General features: G+C 66.3%; 20 protein-coding genes. 5 read left to right on the forward strand and 15 right to left on the reverse strand.

Features of this window, described 5'->3' with window-relative positions; translation table 11 throughout:
* Window positions 1–177: 177 nt before the first annotated feature.
* From arfB to ACK5IR_RS04895, 9 genes are all read right to left on the reverse strand, one after another.
* Window positions 178–600 (reverse strand): alternative ribosome rescue aminoacyl-tRNA hydrolase ArfB, encoded by a 423-nt coding sequence (arfB, locus tag ACK5IR_RS04855; RefSeq protein ID WP_416926475.1) that lies wholly within the window; start codon window positions 598–600, stop codon window positions 178–180.
* Between the two features lie 296 nt (window positions 601–896).
* Window positions 897–1,529, reverse strand: a complete 633-nt coding sequence (locus tag ACK5IR_RS04860; protein ID WP_416926477.1) for a queuosine precursor transporter — start codon at window positions 1,527–1,529, stop codon at window positions 897–899.
* 87 nt (window positions 1,530–1,616) lie between these two features.
* Window positions 1,617–2,498 (reverse strand): esterase-like activity of phytase family protein, encoded by an 882-nt coding sequence (locus ACK5IR_RS04865; RefSeq protein WP_416926479.1) that lies wholly within the window; start codon window positions 2,496–2,498, stop codon window positions 1,617–1,619.
* Window positions 2,471–3,367 (reverse strand): penicillin-insensitive murein endopeptidase, encoded by an 897-nt coding sequence (gene mepA / locus ACK5IR_RS04870; RefSeq protein WP_416926481.1) that lies wholly within the window; start codon window positions 3,365–3,367, stop codon window positions 2,471–2,473. Before mepA ends, ACK5IR_RS04865 begins: the two co-directional genes overlap by 28 nt.
* The gene (locus tag ACK5IR_RS04875) at window positions 3,331–4,698 is read right to left on the reverse strand and encodes an MFS transporter (RefSeq protein ID WP_416926483.1); all 1,368 of its coding nucleotides are present in this window, start codon (window positions 4,696–4,698) and stop codon (window positions 3,331–3,333) included. The genes mepA and ACK5IR_RS04875 overlap by 37 nt, the downstream gene beginning before the upstream one ends.
* Window positions 4,699–4,802: 104 nt before the next feature.
* Complete coding sequence (locus ACK5IR_RS04880; protein ID WP_416926485.1) at window positions 4,803–5,126, reverse strand: hypothetical protein; 324 nt, start codon at window positions 5,124–5,126, stop codon at window positions 4,803–4,805.
* An 18-nt stretch (window positions 5,127–5,144) separates the two neighbouring features.
* Window positions 5,145–5,390 (reverse strand): GlsB/YeaQ/YmgE family stress response membrane protein, encoded by a 246-nt coding sequence (locus tag ACK5IR_RS04885; protein WP_416926487.1) that lies wholly within the window; start codon window positions 5,388–5,390, stop codon window positions 5,145–5,147.
* A gap of 45 nt (window positions 5,391–5,435) precedes the next feature.
* On the reverse strand, window positions 5,436–6,275 hold the full coding sequence (gene dapD / locus ACK5IR_RS04890) for a 2,3,4,5-tetrahydropyridine-2,6-dicarboxylate N-succinyltransferase (protein WP_416926489.1): 840 nt from the start codon (window positions 6,273–6,275) through the stop codon (window positions 5,436–5,438).
* A 67-nt stretch (window positions 6,276–6,342) separates the two neighbouring features.
* A complete protein-coding gene (locus ACK5IR_RS04895; RefSeq protein ID WP_416926491.1) occupies window positions 6,343–7,269 on the reverse strand; it encodes a threonine/serine dehydratase in 927 nt (308 codons plus the stop codon).
* 74 nt (window positions 7,270–7,343) lie between these two features.
* On the opposite strand from ACK5IR_RS04895, the gene ACK5IR_RS04900 reads away from it, so the two are divergent.
* The 3 genes from ACK5IR_RS04900 to ACK5IR_RS04910 all read left to right on the forward strand — a co-directional run bounded on the left by ACK5IR_RS04900 (window position 7,344) and on the right by ACK5IR_RS04910 (window position 9,842).
* On the forward strand, window positions 7,344–8,195 hold the full coding sequence (locus ACK5IR_RS04900) for an LOG family protein (protein WP_416926513.1): 852 nt from the start codon (window positions 7,344–7,346) through the stop codon (window positions 8,193–8,195).
* A gap of 237 nt (window positions 8,196–8,432) precedes the next feature.
* On the forward strand, window positions 8,433–8,969 hold the full coding sequence (locus ACK5IR_RS04905) for an HdeD family acid-resistance protein (protein WP_416926493.1): 537 nt from the start codon (window positions 8,433–8,435) through the stop codon (window positions 8,967–8,969).
* Between the two features lie 354 nt (window positions 8,970–9,323).
* Window positions 9,324–9,842 (forward strand): HdeD family acid-resistance protein, encoded by a 519-nt coding sequence (locus ACK5IR_RS04910; protein ID WP_416926495.1) that lies wholly within the window; start codon window positions 9,324–9,326, stop codon window positions 9,840–9,842.
* Window positions 9,843–9,899: 57 nt separating this feature from the next.
* Here the strand turns inward: ACK5IR_RS04910 and ACK5IR_RS04915 are convergent, their stop codons facing one another.
* The 3 genes from ACK5IR_RS04915 to ACK5IR_RS04925 all read right to left on the reverse strand — a co-directional run bounded on the left by ACK5IR_RS04915 (window position 9,900) and on the right by ACK5IR_RS04925 (window position 12,456).
* Entirely contained in the window at window positions 9,900–10,610 is a 711-nt protein-coding gene (locus ACK5IR_RS04915) for a DsbA family protein (RefSeq protein ID WP_416926497.1), read from the reverse strand.
* A 3-nt stretch (window positions 10,611–10,613) separates the two neighbouring features.
* Window positions 10,614–11,801, reverse strand: a complete 1,188-nt coding sequence (gene rlmN, locus ACK5IR_RS04920; RefSeq protein ID WP_416926499.1) for a 23S rRNA (adenine(2503)-C(2))-methyltransferase RlmN — start codon at window positions 11,799–11,801, stop codon at window positions 10,614–10,616.
* A gap of 118 nt (window positions 11,802–11,919) precedes the next feature.
* Window positions 11,920–12,456 carry an invasion associated locus B family protein gene (locus ACK5IR_RS04925; RefSeq protein ID WP_416926501.1) on the reverse strand — a complete coding sequence of 179 codons (537 nt, stop codon included), beginning with the start codon at window positions 12,454–12,456 and terminating at the stop codon, window positions 11,920–11,922.
* Between the two features lie 168 nt (window positions 12,457–12,624).
* Between ACK5IR_RS04925 and ACK5IR_RS04930 the strand changes: the two genes are divergently transcribed.
* Window positions 12,625–13,620, forward strand: a complete 996-nt coding sequence (locus ACK5IR_RS04930) for an asparaginase (RefSeq protein ID WP_416926503.1) — start codon at window positions 12,625–12,627, stop codon at window positions 13,618–13,620.
* Here ACK5IR_RS04930 and ACK5IR_RS04935 read toward each other — a convergent pair.
* Window positions 13,617–14,372, reverse strand: coding sequence for a TSUP family transporter (locus ACK5IR_RS04935; RefSeq protein WP_416926505.1), 756 nt, complete (start codon window positions 14,370–14,372; stop codon window positions 13,617–13,619). The two genes, ACK5IR_RS04930 and ACK5IR_RS04935, sit on opposite strands and share 4 nt — an antisense overlap.
* Window positions 14,365–15,243, reverse strand: coding sequence for a phosphoserine phosphatase SerB (gene serB, locus ACK5IR_RS04940; RefSeq protein ID WP_416926507.1), 879 nt, complete (start codon window positions 15,241–15,243; stop codon window positions 14,365–14,367). Before serB ends, ACK5IR_RS04935 begins: the two co-directional genes overlap by 8 nt.
* A 319-nt stretch (window positions 15,244–15,562) precedes the next feature.
* Between serB and ACK5IR_RS04945 the strand changes: the two genes are divergently transcribed.
* Entirely contained in the window at window positions 15,563–16,558 is a 996-nt protein-coding gene (locus ACK5IR_RS04945; protein WP_416926509.1) for an NAD-dependent epimerase/dehydratase family protein, read from the forward strand.
* Window position 16,559: 1 nt separating this feature from the next.
* Here the strand turns inward: ACK5IR_RS04945 and ACK5IR_RS04950 are convergent.
* Window positions 16,560–17,027: FGGY-family carbohydrate kinase (locus tag ACK5IR_RS04950; RefSeq protein ID WP_416926511.1), on the reverse strand; the 468-nt coding region annotated here is incomplete at its 5' end.

Here is a 17,027-nt window from a genome sequence, read left to right on the forward strand (position 1 = left end):
GGTGTCTTTGATATCGCGACGGTGTATTTTGCCGTCGCGGGCTCTGCGTACAAAACCAGACAAGGACAGTTTGTTCCGCATAGCCAGCTTCATGAACGACCGGTTCCGATGGCCGTCACCGAAGAACCAAACGGCCATCGCCTGACGACATGATCAGAACCATATCGCCAGGCCATGTCACTCCTCTCCGGTGATCTTGCCACGCAGCGATTTCACGGCACCCCGGTGCACCTTGGCTTCGAGCCGGCGCCGTTTCGATGCAAGCGTCGGCCGGGTGGCGATGCGCCGTTTGGGCGGGCGGGCGGCCGCGGCGATCAGTTCGGCAAGGCGCGCGCGCGCAATGTCGCGATTGCGCGCCTGGCTGCGGGTCTCCTCGGCGCGGATGACGATAGCCCCGTCCGAGGTCCAGCGACGCCCGGCAAGCCGCTTCAGCCGCGCCTTGACCGCCGGCGAAAGACCGGGGCTGCGCGCGGCCTCGAACCTGAGTTCGACCGCGGTCGAGACCTTGTTGACATTCTGCCCCCCCGGGCCGGAAGCACGGGTGAACTGTTCGGTCAGTTCCCAGTCCTCGATGGTGATGTCGTCGGTAACCCGCAGCATCGTTTGCAGCCTCGTTTTCCGCACTGCATAGGCGATCAGGCAACACCCGACCAGCCCGACAATCCGGGCCGGGGCAGCGCAAATGAAAGGGCCGCCCCTTCGGAGCGGCCCCTCGAGCGATCATGGAGGTGGGGTCTGGACCCATAAGTCCCTCGGGCGGCTATTGCCACACAGGGCTGCCTAGCGGCGCGCCTTCCCGATTCTGATGACACCTCTCTCCAGCATGACTCTCGACACTGGACCACCTCCTTTCAGTTGCCTCGGTTGGTATCAGCGTGCCACGATTCCGTTTCATGTCAATGAATTTCCGCACGGCGGGCCGAAACCCGCCGCACGATGACACGAAACGGTATCAGCGCGATCAGCGCCAGCGACAGCTTCACGGCCCAGTCGGCGATGGCGAGCGACACCCAGAGCGGGGCTTCCGGACCCCGCCCGAGGACCGGCACGCTCTCCTGCGCCCAGAGCGGCATGTTGGCCGGCTCCAGCCCGTTGAATGCGGCGGAAAACGCGATGCCGAAGAAGATCGCCGTGTCGAGCGTCGAGCCGGCCAGGGTCGAGACCAGCGGCGCCCGCCACCAGCGGCCACCGCGCAGCCGGTCGAAGATGGCAACGTCCGCCAGTTGCGCGGCCAGAAACGCGGTGCCCGAGGCGACGGCGACGCGCAGGGTCACCAGCGGGCCGAATTCGCCATGGATTTGCGTTCCTAACAGCGAGCAGACCACGCCAACGGCAAAGCCGGCGATGACCACCCTGCGCGCCGGTGCCGCGCCGTAAAGACGATTCATCACATCGGTGACGAGGAAGGCGAAGGGATAGGTCAGCGCACCCCAGGTAAGCCAGTCGCCCAGCAGGTGCTGTACAAGGATGTTCGAGGCCACAACGACGGCGGCCATGGCGATAACGCCAGGAAGATGGGTGCGGTTCATGCGATTGCCCGTTTTGACAAGGTAGCGGCGACTTGTTCCCGCATGGGAAAGGCGCCGGTTACACCCGGTACGGTGCCCGGTCAAGCGTCACGGCAGGACAAGCTCGACAATCTGGCTGCGCTGGAAGGGCATGAAATTGTCGTCGGCGATCATCGTCGCCCGCGTCCGCCCCCGGTCGTCGCGCCAGATGGCGATACCTTCTAGGTTGCCGTGGCGACCGGGCGGCGAGCGGTAGAGAACCTCGCCGGGGATCGGTTCCGCCGGGTCGGTCAGGTCGAAGCGGCGGATACGGCTGGCAAACCCGAAGCCCGCAAACCAGCGTTCGAGCAGGTAGAACCTGCCCTCCGGTCCGAAATCGGCGCCGACCGCCTTCCACCCCTCGTCGCGCGACAGGGCGAAGGCCCGTTCCCAGTGCGCACCCGCATGCCGGAAGACGGGGTAGCGATCCGCCGGGCCGCGCGGCGTTTCCGGCAGGGTCAGGATCGCGCCCGTGGCATCGACCGCAACCGCCTCCAGGCTTTCGTTGGCCGGCAGGCCGCGAAAGGCGCGCGCCGGCAGGATCGGCTCGGCCGGAGCGTCCGGGCCGGCATACCGCCAGACCCGGTGAAACCCCTCGTAGGAAACCACCAGACCGCCGTCCGGCAACACCGCGAGGCCCTCGCTGTCCTCTTCCTTGTAGGCGTTGAAAGCCTGCGATTCACCCCGGAGCGTGGTGATCCTCCGGATCTCCGCCCGCCGCAGCACCCCGTCCCGGCGCACCAGCCGCCCCTCGGCGATCAGCCCGGAATCGCTGACCGCCCAGAAGCGCGCTCCATCATCGGACAGGTCGATGCCCGACCAGCCGCCGAACTCCCCGTGCCGGCCGCTGAAGCGGATCGCGGTGACGTTCGGCGGGGCGATCGAGCGCAGCGCCAAACCGGCGGCAAGAGCGGACAGGACCGTCAGCGCGACGAAAGTACGGCGCCGCATTGCCCGGGCAGATCAGCCATCGTGTAATCGCGCGGCCCGCGCTTCTTGGGGGCGGGTTTGGCCGGCTTGGCCGATTTGGGCGGGTTCAGCATGTCGGTCACCCACCATTGCAGGGACGCGTCGCAGCCGCTGCCACCCTTGGAAAGCTCCGCGACGGTCGGCGTCTGGGTCTGGCAGGCGGATGCGCCCCTGGGGCACTTGAGCCGCACATGAAAATGGAAGTTGTGCCCGTAATAGGGGCGGATCTTCTGGAGCCATTTCCTGTCGCTGCGTCTGGCCGTCTTGCACAGTTCCACCTTGACCGGAGGGGTGACGAAAATCCGGTCGACCCGCGGGTCCGAGGCCGCGCGCTCGAGAATGGCGGCATGGGCCGCGGTCCAGTTGCCGTTGACGCTGCGCTGGTCGCGCGAGCGGACGTCGATCGAGCTGATGTTCTCGCGTTCCGTCCTGCTGAGGCGCAGGTTGGTGGCCGGAAGCATCCAGATATCGGCATCGAGACCGAGCTGATGCGACGCGTGCCCCGATGTCATCGGGCCGCCACGCGGCTGCGAAATATCGCCGACATAAAGCCCCTGCCACCCGACCTTTGTGGCAAAGGCACTGAGGTCCTTGATGAAATCTATCATCTCGGGCTGACCCCAGTTGCGGTTGCGCGACAGGCGCATCGCCTGCCAGGTCGGGCCTGATTCAGGCAATTGTACGTTTCCGGCAGCGCAGCCGCGCGAATAGGCACCGATGGGCTGCGACTTGTGCGGAGAGGGCGACTTTGCTGCGCCGAAAAGCTGGTTCGCCCTGGGCTCGGCGGCGGCGGCGGGCAGCGCCAGCAGGCAGATCAGGGCCGCGGCAAGACTGGTTCGGAAGGTGGACATTCTGCTCTTTCCCCCTCGGGTTTTACCCAGATTAACAGTATCAGCCCGAGGAAAAAAAGGCCTATCAGCGGGACAATGCCCGATTGTTGGCTGCCGCTGAAATCGGTCGTCAGCCCTATTCCGATGGGTGCGACGAAAGATGTCGCCTTGCCGGCCAGCGCATAGAGACCGAAGCACTGGGTCATTCTTTGCGGGTCCCCCTGGCGGCACAGCATGGTACGGCTTGCCGATTGCAGGGCGCCGCCCGCCGCCCCGATCGTTGCGCCCAGCACGAGAAACGCCTCGTCGGGCAACCGCGAGCCGGTGCCGACCGGCATGCCGAATACGCTGTCGCGCGAGACGAAGATCGTCAGGAAGGTGGCCCAGATCAGCGCGAGGATACAGAAGACGATGACCGGTTTCGGCCCGAAGCGGCTGTCGGCACGGCCGCCGATCCACGCGAAAAGCGCCGAGGCCACAACCGCGATGATGCCGAAGGTCCCGGTATCGACCACGTCCCACCCGAGAACACCGGCCGCATAGATCCCGCCGAATACATAGAACCCGTTGAGCGCGTCGCGATAGAACATCGAGGCGCCGAGGAAAGCAAAAAGCGACGGCGAACGCGGCAGTTCCGCCATTGTGGCCTTCAATTCGGGCCAGGCGCCGCGCGCGGCCTGCGTGACGGGCAGAGCGCGGCGCGCGCGCGGTTCCCGCACCCACAGGAAGAAGGGCAGCACGAAGACCCCGTACCACAGCGCGGTGACCGGACCGACGAATCGGGTACCCTCGCGCTGGCCGGGATCGAGGCCCAGCACCGGCCTGAGGCCGAGAAACGTGGTTCCATCGGCGTTTTCCGCCAGAAACAGCAGCGCGATTGTCAGCGCTGCCAGCCCGCCGACATAGCCGAACGCCGATCCGCTGCCCGAGATGCGGCCGATGTCCTCCCGGTTGCCGAGATCGGGCAGCATCGCGTTGGTGAAGATCGTGGCGAATTCCATGCCGATCAGCCCGATGGCGAACAGGCCCATGACAAGCCAGAGATTCATCGAGCCGGGATTGGCCAGCCAGACCCCCCAGGCCCCGATCATGTAGAAAACCGAAAAGAGCGCGACCCATGCGATCCGGTGTCCGCCCTTGTCGGCGATGGCCCCGAGAAACGGCGCGAACAGCGCGATCGCCAGTCCCGCGCCGCCGACGGCATAGCCCCAGGCGGCCTGCGCCGCCACGCCGTCGGCGAGCAGATCCTTGATGAAGGGGGCAAATATGAACGTCAGCAGAAGGGTATTGAACGGCTGGCTAGCCCAATCGAAGAAATACCACCCCCAGATACGCTTTCCACGACTCGTCACCTGTGCACCGCCAACCGATTCGCTCTCGGATCAGTACGGAGTTTTTTTCCGTTGCGGCAAGAAAATTCCTCAACCTATGCGGGAGAGGCCCCATCCGAGGATTTTCAGTCGAAAAAAGGTGTCATCTGGGCCACGATCACTGAATTTTCCGCCAGCGCGCGCCGCATGAGGGCGCGCTCGTCTTCGGCGATCTCGTCTCCTTCGGCCAGCCTGTCCTCGAGCGTGCCGTAGCCGGTCACGTCGAGCGGTGCCAGATCGGCCTGCTTGAGGATCGCCACGGTCTCGCGCACTGCCTCGGGCTCGTCCACGCCCGAGGCATAGCACATCAGTGCCGCGCCGGTCGCTCCGTCCGGCAGCCCGTCGCCCGGACTGCGCCCGACCTCGACCAGCAGGGTATAGACCTGCTGACGCCGCTTCCCGCCCGTCATCGGCCCCCCCGCCGGCACTCAGCCGCGCAGCCGGCGGACGGTCCAGATCAGGCCGCAGGCCCCGGCGATACCGACGATCAGCTGCGGCACGACGGCGCTCGCCGGATAGATGCCGACCAGTTGCAGGATCCAGTTCAGCAGCACGGCGCCGACGATCCCGATGATGACGTTCATGAAGATGCCGGTGTCCGACTTCATGATGATGCTGGCGATCCAGCCGGCAAGCCCGCCGACAAGGATCGTCAGGACGAGTCCGAGTCCCATGATATACCCCAGAGCGATGTAAGATGCGCCGACGCTAGCGGATCGTCAGTCGCGCAGCAATTCGTTGATTCCGGTCTTGGAGCGGGTCTTCGCATCCACACGCTTCACGATCACCGCGCAGTAGAGGTTGATCCCGTTCTTCGACGGCATCGAGCCCGCAACGACGACCGACCAGGGCGGCACTTCGCCATACATGACCTCGCCGGTATCCCGGTCGACGATCTTGGTCGATTTGCCGATGAAAACGCCCATTCCCAGCACCGAGCCCTCGCGGACGATGCAGCCCTCGACCACTTCGGAGCGCGCGCCGATGAAGCAGTTGTCCTCGATAATGGTGGGGCCGGCCTGCATCGGCTCCAGCACGCCGCCGATGCCGACTCCGCCCGAAAGGTGCACGTTCCTGCCGATCTGGGCGCAGGAGCCGACGGTGGCCCAGGTATCGACCATCGTGCCCTCGTCCACATAGGCGCCGAGATTGACGAAGGACGGCATCAGCACCACGCCGGGCGCGATATAGGCGGAGCGGCGCACCACGCAGTGCGGCACCGCGCGAAATCCCGCCGCGCGCCATTCGTTGTTGCCCCAGCCCCTGAACTTGCTGTCGACCTTGTCCCACCAGCCGGCGCCCTGCGGGCCGCCGTCCTGCATCTCCATGTCCTTGACGCGAAAGCCCAGCAGCACGGCCTTCTTGGCCCATTGGTTGACATGCCAGGTGCCGTCGTCCCGCTTTTCGGCGACGCGCAGCGCGCCGCTGTCGAGCGCGTTCAGCGTGTCCTCTATCGCTTCGAGCGTCTCGCCACCGGTATGCGGGGTGATCGTGTCGCGAATCTCCCAGGCGGCTTCGATCGCGGCTTCGAGCTGGGCGTTGGTCTGGGCGGTCGGCATTGGCATGTCCCGTCGGTTCTGTTGCGTCCCGCCGGCTATACTTGTGCCGGCCGCGTCAGGCAACGGTTCAGCCCAGCGGATCGGGCGACGGGTTGGCGCCGCAGATCAGCACCGCCACCCGTTCGCCATGCTCCGGGCGATAGGCGCCCGAGGCCAGCGCCGCCAGCGCGGTGGCCCCGGCGGGCTCGGTCAACTGGCGCAGCTTCTGCCACATCAGGCGCTGCGCGGCGACGATCTCGGCGTCGGGCAGGACCAGTGCCTCGATCTGCTGCCTGCGCGCAAGATCGTAGCATATCCGCCCGATCCGCCGCGCACCGAGCGCATTGGCCGCCACGCCCGACACCTCGATCTCGGCATCGGGACCATTGGCAAGCGCGGTGGCGAGGGTGGCGCAGCCTTCGGATTCCACCGCGACCACCTTGCGATATTGCCCGAACCATGCCATCGCCCCGGCAATCAGCCCACCGCCGCCCACCGCAACCAGTACCGTATCGGCGTCGAGCCCCTGGCTCTCCCACTCGCGGAACAATGTCCCCTGCCCCTCCACCGTCGCCGGCGCGTCGTAGGCGTGCACCTGCAACGCCCCGCTCTCGATCTCCCACGCCTGTGCCGCGGCCAGCGCCTCGGAATAGGTGCCGGGCACGACGACAAGATCGGCGCCGGTACGTTCGATCAGCGCAACCTTGGCCGCACCGGCCAGTTCCGGCACGAAGATGCGCGCCCGGCACCCCAGCTTGGCGGCCGCATAGGCCACTGCCGCCCCGTGGTTGCCGCCGGATGCGGCCACCACCCCGGCGGCCGGCACATCGGAGGAAAGCAGCGTGTTGAAGGCGCCGCGCACCTTGAAGCTGCCGGTGTGCTGCATCTGTTCGAGCTTCAGGTCGACGGGAAAGTTGTCGGGCGCCAGCGCGCGTGTCGTCATCACCGGTGTCCGGCGCACGCGTTCGATGATCCGTTCCGCGGCGGCGTCGATCCGCTCCCTCCAGTCGCTCATTTGGCTTTTCTCCCGAAGTTTGGTGGTCTAGCGTTTCATGCTCGATGGCCAAGGAAAGCACAGTGATGTCGGTGATGAAAGATGACCCGTTCAAACGTTCGTTTCGTGATGCGCACGAGGACATACGTTCATCCGAAACTGTGCCCGATACCGCACAGACCCGCTCTGCGGCCTATCGGCTGGCCTATGACGACCTGGATTTCATCCTGCGCGACGAATTGCGCCCGGTGCGGCTGCAACTCGAACTGCTGAAACCCGAGATCGGGATGACCGAGCAGGGGGTGGATTCGACCATCGTACTGTTCGGCGGGGCGCGCATTCCCTCGCCCGACGAGGCCGGCAGCGCCACGCGCCCGGCCATGGCGGCAATGTGCCGCTTCTACGACGAGGCGCGCACCTTTGCCCGCATCATGACCGAACGCAGCCTGCGCGAAAGCCGCGGGCGCGAGAATGTCATCGTCACCGGCGGCGGCCCGGGTGTGATGGAGGCGGGCAATCGCGGGGCGGCGGATGCGGGCGGCAAATCCATCGGGCTGAATATCGTCCTGCCGCACGAGCAGGCACCGAACCGCTATGTCACGCCCGAACTGTGCTTCAACTTCCACTATTTCGGCATCCGCAAGATGCACTTCCTGATGCGGGCTGCCGCGATCGCCATCTTTCCCGGCGGCTTTGGCACCATGGACGAGCTTTTCGAGGCCCTGACCCTGATCCAGACCGGCCGCATGCGGCAGGTTCCCTTCCTGTTGTTCGGCCGGGAGTTCTGGGAAAGGGTCATCGATTTCGGGGCGCTCGCCGAGGTCGGCACCATCAGCCCCGAGGATCTCGACCTGTTCCGCGTCGTCGAGACCGCGGAAGAAGCCATCGCCGCCATCGACGCGTGGCAGAACGTGGGCGTCAAGCGCAACGAGGTACCCGGGCGATAGGTCCGGCCCGATCCGGGTGGCAGGCTGTGCGGCCGCAGGTGCCGGCGTCTGCGGACTGCTTTCATTGATGCGGTGGCAAATTGCGCATTTCGAATGACGCTTTCATGGCGCAATATCGCATCGGGGCGGACACCCGCCCCGAGTCTCCTTGCGGCCTGTCTCGTCCGCACAAGCGGGAATCAGGCCATTTTCCGTTGAGCGCCAACGCGCGAGACGCGCCAGAACGAGGTACCTGCCATGAGCAACCGCATCCTTTGGACGATCATCGGCGTCATCGCCATCATCGGCGGCGTCTATGCACTTGCAAATCCCTTCCCCGCCACGGCGGCCGCAACGCTGGTTGCCGGCTGGATGTTCATCTTCGTGGGAATCTTCGAACTGATCTTCGCGTTCCGGATTCCCGGCGCCGGCCCCAAGGCACTGGCGATCGTGCTGGGAGCGATGGCCATCTACGCGGGTTTCATGGTGCTGCGCCATCCGGTCGGCGGAACGATGGCGCTGACCCTCTCGGTGGCGATCCTGTTTCTCGTATCGGGGATCTCGAAGATCATCTTCGCCTTTTCGGTCAATATCCGCAGCCTGTTCTGGCTGACGATGATATCGGGCATCGCGTCCCTGCTGCTGGCGGTGATCATCTTCATGAACTGGCCGATGGCATCGGCGGGAACGCTGGGCATCCTGCTGGGTGTCGAATTGCTGTTCGACGGCGCGGGCGCGCTGTCCATCGCGTTCAGCCGCAACCTGTCGGTCGCGGAAGTGGAAATCGACGCCTGACCGCACAGGGCGCCTTGCCTGGCCACGGGGCGACGGCTGCGACCGGCGCCGGTCGCAGCGTGGCCCCGATCCGCACGGTCACGCCGATGTCACATGTTCCGGTGTCGTGCCGGGAGCGGCCGAAACGATTTGGCATCATCTGTGGCATGGCCGCATCCCCCGGATATCATTGCAAATCGGTATCCGACATTTCGGTTTCGGCCGGTTTTCCCAGGGCGCAAGGTGGCGCCGTGGGACAGGTGCGCCGCGCGCCCTGATTCCCGATCCTGCCCGGACCACCCAGGGGAGCGGGTGGCGGGCGCTGAACATGCGCCGCGGGAGAGCCGCAAAGCGCAAAAAGCGAGGTTAACGGAGATGACCAACCGTATTCTGTGGATAATCGTCGGCGTGATCGCCCTGATCGGCGGCTTTGTCGCACTCGCCAATCCCTTTCCCGCCACCCTGGCCGCGACGCTGATCGCAGGCTGGATGTTCCTCTTCGTGGGCATACTGGAACTTGTCGCGGCCTTCCGCATTCCCGGCACCGGACCCAAGATCTGGGCGGTGATTCTGGGCGCGCTGGCGCTCTATCTCGGGATCACCGTGCTCGGCCATCCGCTCAAGGGGTCGATCGCGCTGACCACCGCGATCGCGATCCTGTTTCTTGGCGGCGGGCTGGCGCGGATCATCCTGTCCTTCACGCTCGAGGACCGGTCGTTCTTCTGGCTGACGATGATTTCGGGCATCGCATCGCTGCTGCTTGGTATCGTCATCTTCATGAACTGGCCACTGTCGGCGGCAAGCTCGCTCGGCATCCTGCTGGGGGTGGAACTGATCTTCGACGGGGTGGGCGCGCTGGCGTTGGGTTTCAGCCGCGACACGCAGGAAACCTGACACCCCCCCGCCACACGGCACATCGACGCCGGCCCCCGGAGGGGCCGGCGTTTTCGTTCAGCCCCGCCGCTCCATCCCGATCAGACGTTCGAGGTCGCGGCGCCGGATATTGCCCAGAACGAGCGTCCGGCCGACCACAAGCGCAGGCGTGCCGACAATGCCGAACAGGTTGGCAAGGCCGGCGCTCCGGCGCAGGCGCGCGGCGACCTCGGGCCCTTCCATATCGGCCAGAAGCCTGTCGCCGTCGATCCCCAGCGCCCCGGCAGCCTCGGTCAGATAGGGTGCGGTCGGGCGAAAGCGGGTTGCCATCATGCGGTTGTGAAACGGCAGATAGGCGCCTTGCATGTCGGCCGCCAGCGCCGCCCTGGCTGCGGCAACCGAAGCCGGCCCCAGAAGCGGAAGTTCGTGCCACGTCACGGCGATTTCGCCATCTCCGGCGATTCCGGCCAGCGTTTTGCTCAGCACCCGGCAATAGGGGCAGTTGTAATCCGAAAACGATGCCACCTCTACCTGCCCGGGCCGTGCCGGCGCGGTGAACAGGTATGCCAGATCGCCGGCGGGGCGGCTTTCGGGCTGGCCGATACCGAAGAACGGGTCGGCCACCCCGCCCGATGTCGACCCCGCGATCAGATAGCGGAAGCCCGGCACACCGGGCAGCGGCGCGGTTTCGAGCCCGATCGGACGGCGCCGCAGCAGGCCCGAAACCCCCGCCGACATCGCCATGCCGGTCAGAAACAGGAACAGAAGCTGCCGCCGCGAGGTTGCCACGCCTCAGCCTGCGGGTCCCGATTCCGCCGCGATCCGCGCCCGGCTCCTGCGGGCGCGTTCGGTAGCCGATTTGAGCTGCCCGCAGGCGGCCATGATATCCTCGCCGCGCGGGGTGCGGATCGGGCTGGCGTAGCCGGCCTTGTAGATGATGTCGGCAAAGGCCTCGATCCGCTCCCAGTCCGAGCGCTCATAGGGCGCGCCGGGCCATTCGTTGAACGGGATCAGGTTGATCTTGGCCGGGATGCCGGCGATCAGCCTGACCAGCCGCCGCGCATCGGCGTCACTGTCGTTCACGCCCTTGAGCATGACGTATTCGAACGTGATCCGCTCCGAAGTGCTCAGGCGAGGGTAATCGCGCAATGCACTCAGAAGCGCTTCGATGTTCCACTTCCTGTTGATCGGCACCAGCCTGTCGCGCACCTCGTCGGTGGTCGCATGGAAGCTGATGGCGAGCAGGCAGCCGATTTCCTCGGCCGTGCGCGCGATCTCGGGCACCACCCCCGAGGTCGACAGCGTGATGCGCCGGCGCGACAGCGAAATGCCCTCACCGTCCATCACGATCTGCATCGCATCGCGCACCGCCTCGAAATTGTAGAGCGGTTCGCCCATGCCCATCAGCACCACGTTCGAGATCAGCCGCGTCTCGTCCCTGGGTGCGCGGCCGGGCTCCGGCCACTCGCCCAGATCGTCGCGCGCCAGCATGACCTGGCCGACGATCTCGGCCGCCGTCAGGTTGCGCACCAGCTTCTGGGTTCCGGTATGGCAGAACGAACAGGTGAGCGTGCAGCCGACCTGCGAGGAGATGCACAGCGTCCCGCGGTCCGCCTCGGGGATATAGACGGTTTCAACCTCGTGCCCCCCGGCGATGCGCACCAGATACTTGCGCGTGCCGTCGGCGCTGACCTGTTTCGAGACGATCGCCGGCACCCCGATCGCGAACCGCCCCGCCAGTTCGGCCCGGTAGCCCTTGGCCAGGTTGGTCATCGCGTCGAAGTCGCGCACGCCTTTCTGGTAGATCCACTGCCAGATCTGATCGACCCGCATCCTGACCTTGTTTTCGGGCGTGCCGTTTTCGATCAGCGCCGCGCGCAATTGCGGCCGCGTCAGCCCGACCAGATTGATCCGGTCGGTTTCGGGCAGCTTGCGGGCAATCGTCACCACGTCCTGCGTGATCGGGGCGCTGGCAGTCATCGGTCCGGTCCTTCGGGAGTCAGGCATCCGATATACAGAGCGTGACGCCCTTTTCCAAGCCTCGGCGTTTCGCCGGGCCTGCACCTGCCGTCATCTTTCCGTCAGTGCCGCGCGCCGCCTATTGGGCGCAGCGCTTTTCCGCCTCTTCCATCGCGGCGGTGAAGCCCATCAGCGAGAAGGTATCCTCGGTCTGGGTTCCGCGCGACGAGCGGGCGGTCAGCACCGCGTCCGACCCGCGCTTGAGGGCGGTCACCAGCTTGGCGTCGTCGTCGGGCGATGCCGGCCACGCCCATTCGCCATCGGTGAAAAGTTCGAACTTGCCGCCACTCACATCGACGGTCACGGTCGAGCCGCCCGCGAAGGGATACCCCCCGGTGAACGAGACCTCTCCCGCCGAACCGTTACCGGGGCGGAAGGTAACGAAAAGCAGGACATCGCCCCGCTGGACCGAAACCTCGCGCCCGTCGCGCGTGTTCTTGACCGATCGCGGCGACGAGACGCCCCAGCATTCGGTCGGGTTGTCCTCGACGAAAACGCTCCAGTCGGTCTTGGCGGCAACGCGGTTGGTGGATTCTTCGGCATCCTGCGCCAGTGCCGTTCCGCCAGCCAGAAGCGCGGTGACGGCTGCCATGCCGGTTGTGATCAGGAATTTCATTACGCTACAGCCTCCAGCTGCCTCTGCCTCGGTTCTGCCGTCTGCGGCCCGTGGCCGGACTCTTGCCAAAACGGCCGGGATTTCAATCCGCTCAATCTATGCTAACGCAGATTTGCGGGGAGGGTGAAGCCCTCTGGGCGGGAAATTGCCATGGAAGGACGGGTGTGAATGGCGGCTGTGGAGATGGTAGAGCTGTGGCGCGGCAATATTCGCGAATCGGTGCATAGCGGCCACGCGGTAATCTGCGAGGCAGGCGGCGCGATTGTCGATGCCTGGGGAGACGCCGACAAGGTCGTTCTGCCGCGTTCCTCGGCCAAGATGGTTCAGGCCCTGCCGCTGGTCGAAAGCGGCGCGGCGGATGTCGCCGGGCTCGGGACCGAGCAGCTTGCACTGGCCTGCGCCAGCCACAACGGGGCGGAAATGCACGTATCGCGTGTGACCCGCTGGCTCGACGATCTGGGATTGTCCGAGCCCGACCTGCGCTGCGGCCCGCAGATGCCCGACGATCCGGCCGAGCACCGGCGGCTGCTCTGCTCTGACACCCCGCCCTGCCAGATCCACAACAATTGCTCCGGCAAGCATGCGGGGTTTCTGACGCTGAACCGGCATCTCGGCGCCGGGCCGGAATACACCGACCCCGACCACCCGGTGCAGCGGGCAGTTCTGGCGGGGTGGGAGGATCTGACCGGCGAGAGCTGTCCGGGCTGGGGTATCGACGGCTGCTCGGCGCCCAATTTTGGCGCTACCCTGTCGGGGGTGGCCCGGGCCATGGCCTCGTTCGCCGGGGCACGCGAGGGTCAGGGAACCCGCGCCGGCGCGCAGGCCCGGCTGGTGCAGGCGATGATCGCCCATCCCGCGCTTGTCGCCGGCGAACGGCGCGCCTGCACCGAACTGATGCGCGCCATGGGCGGGGCCGCGGCAGTGAAAACCGGCGCCGAGGCGTTTTTCGTCGCGATCCTGCCCGAACGCCGGCTGGGGGTCGCGCTGAAGATCGACGACGGCGGCACGCGGGCCAGCGAAAGCGCGATCACGGCGATTCTGGTAAGGCTGGGGGTTCTGGATCCCGGCCATCCCGTGGTGCACAGGTTGATGAACCCGCGCCTGCGCAGCCGCCGGGGGCTGGACACGGGCGCGATGCGACCCGTACCCGGTGTCTTCGGTTAGGAGCCGAGCATCAGGCGCAGGGCAAGGATCAGCGACACGGCGATCAGAAGGGGCTTGATCAGCCGCGCGCCCTTGCGCATTGCCAGCCGCGAGCCGGTTCGCGCCCCGGCGATCTGGGCCGCGGCCATGGCAAGCCCGGTGATCCACCAGATTTCGCCCACCACCGCGAACAGCGCCAGCGCGCCGAGGTTGGAGGACAGGTTCAGAAGCTTGGTATGGGCGGTTGCCTTCAGCACCCCCTGCCCCGCAAGCGCGACAAAGGCGATCATGTAGAAACTGCCCGCGCCAGGGCCGAGCAGCCCATCGTAGAACGCGATCGCCGGTACCGCCGTCAGCGTGAAGACGGCCGGCGTCAGCCGGGCGTGCCGGTCGAGATCGTCGAGCCCCGGACGCAGCGCGAAGAAAGCGGCGATGGCGATCAGCAGCCAGGGCAGGAACTGCCGCACCCCGTCGGTCGGCAAGGTCGTGATCAGCGCCGCCCCCGCCATCGAGGCAAAAAAGGCCAGCAGCGCCGCCCATCTCTGGCCCCAGAGATCGACATGCCCCGCCCGGGCATAGGACCAGGCGGCGGTCGCCGCGCCGAATGCCCCCTGAAGCTTGTTGGTTCCCAGCGCCTGAACCGGGTTCGCGCCGGCCAGAAGCATGACCGGAAGGGCGATGAGCCCGCCGCCGCCGGCGATAGAATCGACAAAACCCGCCGCAAACCCGGCCACAACCAGCAGCGCCAGCAGGTCGGGCGCGACCTCAAGCAACTGCGAACTCGTCGGCGGAATAGCCCTGCAGGTACAGCAGCGCCGTCAGATCGCCGAAATTGACGCGGATATCACTTTGCGCCGCAACGCTCGGCTTGGCGTGCAGGGCGACGCCGGTGCCGGCAAGCCGCAGCATGCCCAGATCGTTGGCGCCATCGCCCACCGCGATCACGTCCCGGGTACCGAGCCCGTGTTCGGAAGCGATCTCGCGCAGCGCCGCAACCTTGGCCTCGCGCCCCAGAATGGGCTCTCCCACTGTGCCGGTCAGCTTGCCGTCGGCGACAAGCAGCGTATTGGCACGGTGTTCGTCAAAGCCCAGTTCCGCGGCGATGCGCGCACTAAAGGCGGTAAACCCGCCCGAAACCAGTGCGGTCCATGCGCCGCGCGCCTTCATCGTCGCAACCAGCACCCTGCCGCCGGGCGCAAGCGTGATACGCCGGGCAAGCACCTGGTCGATGACCCCCACCGGCAATCCCCCGAGCAACCCTACCCGTTCGCGCAGCGCGCTTTCGAAATCCAGCTCGCCATTCATCGCCCTTGCGGTGATCTCGCTGACCCGCTCGCCGACACCCGCCTCGGCGGCCAGTTCATCGATGCATTCCTGCCCGATCATCGTCGAATCCATGTCGGCCAGAAGCATCTTCCTGCGCCGGTCGGCGGCGGGCTGGATCGCCATGTCGATCCCCAGCGCCTGCATGTCCTGCCAGACCCGCGCATGGTTCGACGGGATACGGTCGATGGCGAATTCCGCCGCTTCGCTCCGGGCCAGCCAGCGGGCCGCGCCGCCGCCCCAGGCAGAGCGCAGCGCCTCGACCGTGGCCGTTTCGAGCCGCGGAACGGCAGGGGAAGTCAGAAGTGTGACGACATGCATGGGCGCGGCCGGGTTTGCTGGTTTGCGGGCTTTAAGCACGTATTGACGGCAAAAGACCAGCCCGGCTTGCGCCTGTTCCGCCGCCGGCGTCGCCGCCTGCCGGTCATTCACCGTGCGAGATGCCGCCGGAAGCGGCCCGGCAACGGGTCGGCCGCCCATTGCAACGGAAAAATTATAATTGTACCAGCCAATTAAAGGCAGGTATTGCAAAAAAACATCGGTGCCGCAGTTGCGCGGACGCCCCTGTGTCCGGAGTCCTGCGGTTGGTGTATCACCAAAGGAACTGCGCCGCGATCAGGCGCCGGGAAAAGAGTTTCGAATGAGATCGGGATTGGCGCTCGAGATGCCAAATGAAAGAAATCGCGTTCTGGTAACAGGTGGGTGTGGTTTCGTCGGTTCGGCTCTGTGCAGGCTGCTGATACGCTCCGGCCATGATGTCGTGGTTCTGGACAATCTCTCGTCGGGCAGCGTTGCGCGCCTGCCTCCGGAAGCGCGTTTCATCAAGGGCGATATCTGCGACAGTCACTCGGTCGCCCGGGCCGTTCGCGGCGTTTCGGGGGTGTTCCATCTGGCTGCCATTGCCTCGGTCGAGCAATGCAACGTCAACCGCGCGGCGGCGAGCCGTACCAACCTTCAGGGAACGGTGACGATTCTCGAGGAGACCGGCGATCTTCCGGTCGTCTTCACCTCGTCGGCAGCGGTTTATGGCGATCAGGCCGAGATACCGGTGGACGAGGCGATGACCCCGGCACCGATCTCCTCCTATGCCATCGACAAGCTCGGCAGCGAGCGCCATTTGCAGGAAGCGGCCGAGCTTTGGGGCGCGCGCTGCATCGCGGTGCGCCCGTTCAACATCTTCGGCCCCGGCCAGTCGCCGGACTCGCCCTATTCGGGTGTACTGACACGCTTCGTCGAAGGGGCGCGCCGCAAGGCCGCCCTGCAGGTGAACGGCGACGGCGGCCAGACGCGGGACTTCATTCATGTCGATGACGTCGTGCGCGCGCTTATGGCGGCCATGCGGGTGGCGATGGCGGCAGAGCCCGGCCTTTTCGCTGCGGTCAACGTCTGTTCGGGCAAGGCGGTGTCGATCCTCGACCTTGCCCGTACCGTCAATTCCGTCATGGGGTCGCAGACGCCGATCGCCTTCGGGCCGGCTCGGATGGGCGATATCCGCCACTCGACTGGCTGCCCGCGCCGGGCCGAGCAACTGCTCGGCTTCAGGGCGGGTATTTCCGTCGCCGACGGGATCGCGGGAATGCCCGGAGAACCGCCGGCACCTGCCGCGCAGTCCCGGCGCGCCTCGCTTCAGGGATAGGTCAGACCGACATCGTTGCCCGAACCGCGCGTTTCCACGCCGCGTAGTGGCGGTCGCGCAGATCGGGTGCCATGGACGGCGCGAACCGGCGGTCGCGGGCCCAGCGGGCCGCGAACGCCTCCCGATCAGGATAAAGCCCGGCCTCCATCCCCGCCAGCCACGCCGCGCCGAGCGCGGTGGTTTCCAGCGTTTCGGGCCTGTCGACCGGGGCGCCGATGATGTCCGAAAGAAACTGCATCGCCCAGTCGCTGGCGGTCATGCCGCCGTCGACCCGGAGCACCGATTGCGAAGCGGCATCGGGCCAGTCGTCCTGCATCGCCTCGAGCAGATCGCGGGTCTGGAGACCGACGCTTTCCAGCGCCGCGCGCGAGATTTCGGCCGGCCCTGTACCGCGCGTCAGGCCGAACATCGCCCCCCGGCAATCGGCGTTCCAGTAGGGCGCCCCGAGCCCGGTGAAGGCCGGCACCAG

It is taken from the genome of Tropicimonas sp. (assembly GCF_047971885.1).
In the GTDB taxonomy this organism is placed as follows: domain Bacteria; phylum Pseudomonadota; class Alphaproteobacteria; order Rhodobacterales; family Rhodobacteraceae; genus Tropicimonas.

Excerpts from the sequence above, each read along its gene's own strand:
- arfB (WP_416926475.1), bottom strand. The coding sequence starts at position 600 with ATGCTGCGGGTTACCGACGACATCACCATCGAGGACTGGGAACTGACC.
- ACK5IR_RS04860 (WP_416926477.1), bottom strand. The coding sequence starts at position 1,529 with ATGAACCGCACCCATCTTCCTGGCGTTATCGCCATGGCCGCCGTCGTT.
- ACK5IR_RS04865 (WP_416926479.1), bottom strand. The coding sequence starts at position 2,498 with ATGCGGCGCCGTACTTTCGTCGCGCTGACGGTCCTGTCCGCTCTTGCC.
- mepA (WP_416926481.1), bottom strand. The coding sequence starts at position 3,367 with ATGTCCACCTTCCGAACCAGTCTTGCCGCGGCCCTGATCTGCCTGCTG.
- ACK5IR_RS04880 (WP_416926485.1), bottom strand. The coding sequence starts at position 5,126 with ATGACGGGCGGGAAGCGGCGTCAGCAGGTCTATACCCTGCTGGTCGAG.
- ACK5IR_RS04885 (WP_416926487.1), bottom strand. The coding sequence starts at position 5,390 with ATGGGACTCGGACTCGTCCTGACGATCCTTGTCGGCGGGCTTGCCGGC.
- dapD (WP_416926489.1), bottom strand. The coding sequence starts at position 6,275 with ATGCCGACCGCCCAGACCAACGCCCAGCTCGAAGCCGCGATCGAAGCC.
- ACK5IR_RS04895 (WP_416926491.1), bottom strand. The coding sequence starts at position 7,269 with ATGAGCGACTGGAGGGAGCGGATCGACGCCGCCGCGGAACGGATCATC.
- ACK5IR_RS04900 (WP_416926513.1), top strand. The coding sequence starts at position 7,344 with ATGAAAGATGACCCGTTCAAACGTTCGTTTCGTGATGCGCACGAGGAC.
- ACK5IR_RS04905 (WP_416926493.1), top strand. The coding sequence starts at position 8,433 with ATGAGCAACCGCATCCTTTGGACGATCATCGGCGTCATCGCCATCATC.
- ACK5IR_RS04910 (WP_416926495.1), top strand. The coding sequence starts at position 9,324 with ATGACCAACCGTATTCTGTGGATAATCGTCGGCGTGATCGCCCTGATC.
- rlmN (WP_416926499.1), bottom strand. The coding sequence starts at position 11,801 with ATGACTGCCAGCGCCCCGATCACGCAGGACGTGGTGACGATTGCCCGC.
- ACK5IR_RS04925 (WP_416926501.1), bottom strand. The coding sequence starts at position 12,456 with ATGAAATTCCTGATCACAACCGGCATGGCAGCCGTCACCGCGCTTCTG.
- ACK5IR_RS04930 (WP_416926503.1), top strand. The coding sequence starts at position 12,625 with ATGGCGGCTGTGGAGATGGTAGAGCTGTGGCGCGGCAATATTCGCGAA.
- serB (WP_416926507.1), bottom strand. The coding sequence starts at position 15,243 with ATGCATGTCGTCACACTTCTGACTTCCCCTGCCGTTCCGCGGCTCGAA.
- ACK5IR_RS04945 (WP_416926509.1), top strand. The coding sequence starts at position 15,563 with ATGAGATCGGGATTGGCGCTCGAGATGCCAAATGAAAGAAATCGCGTT.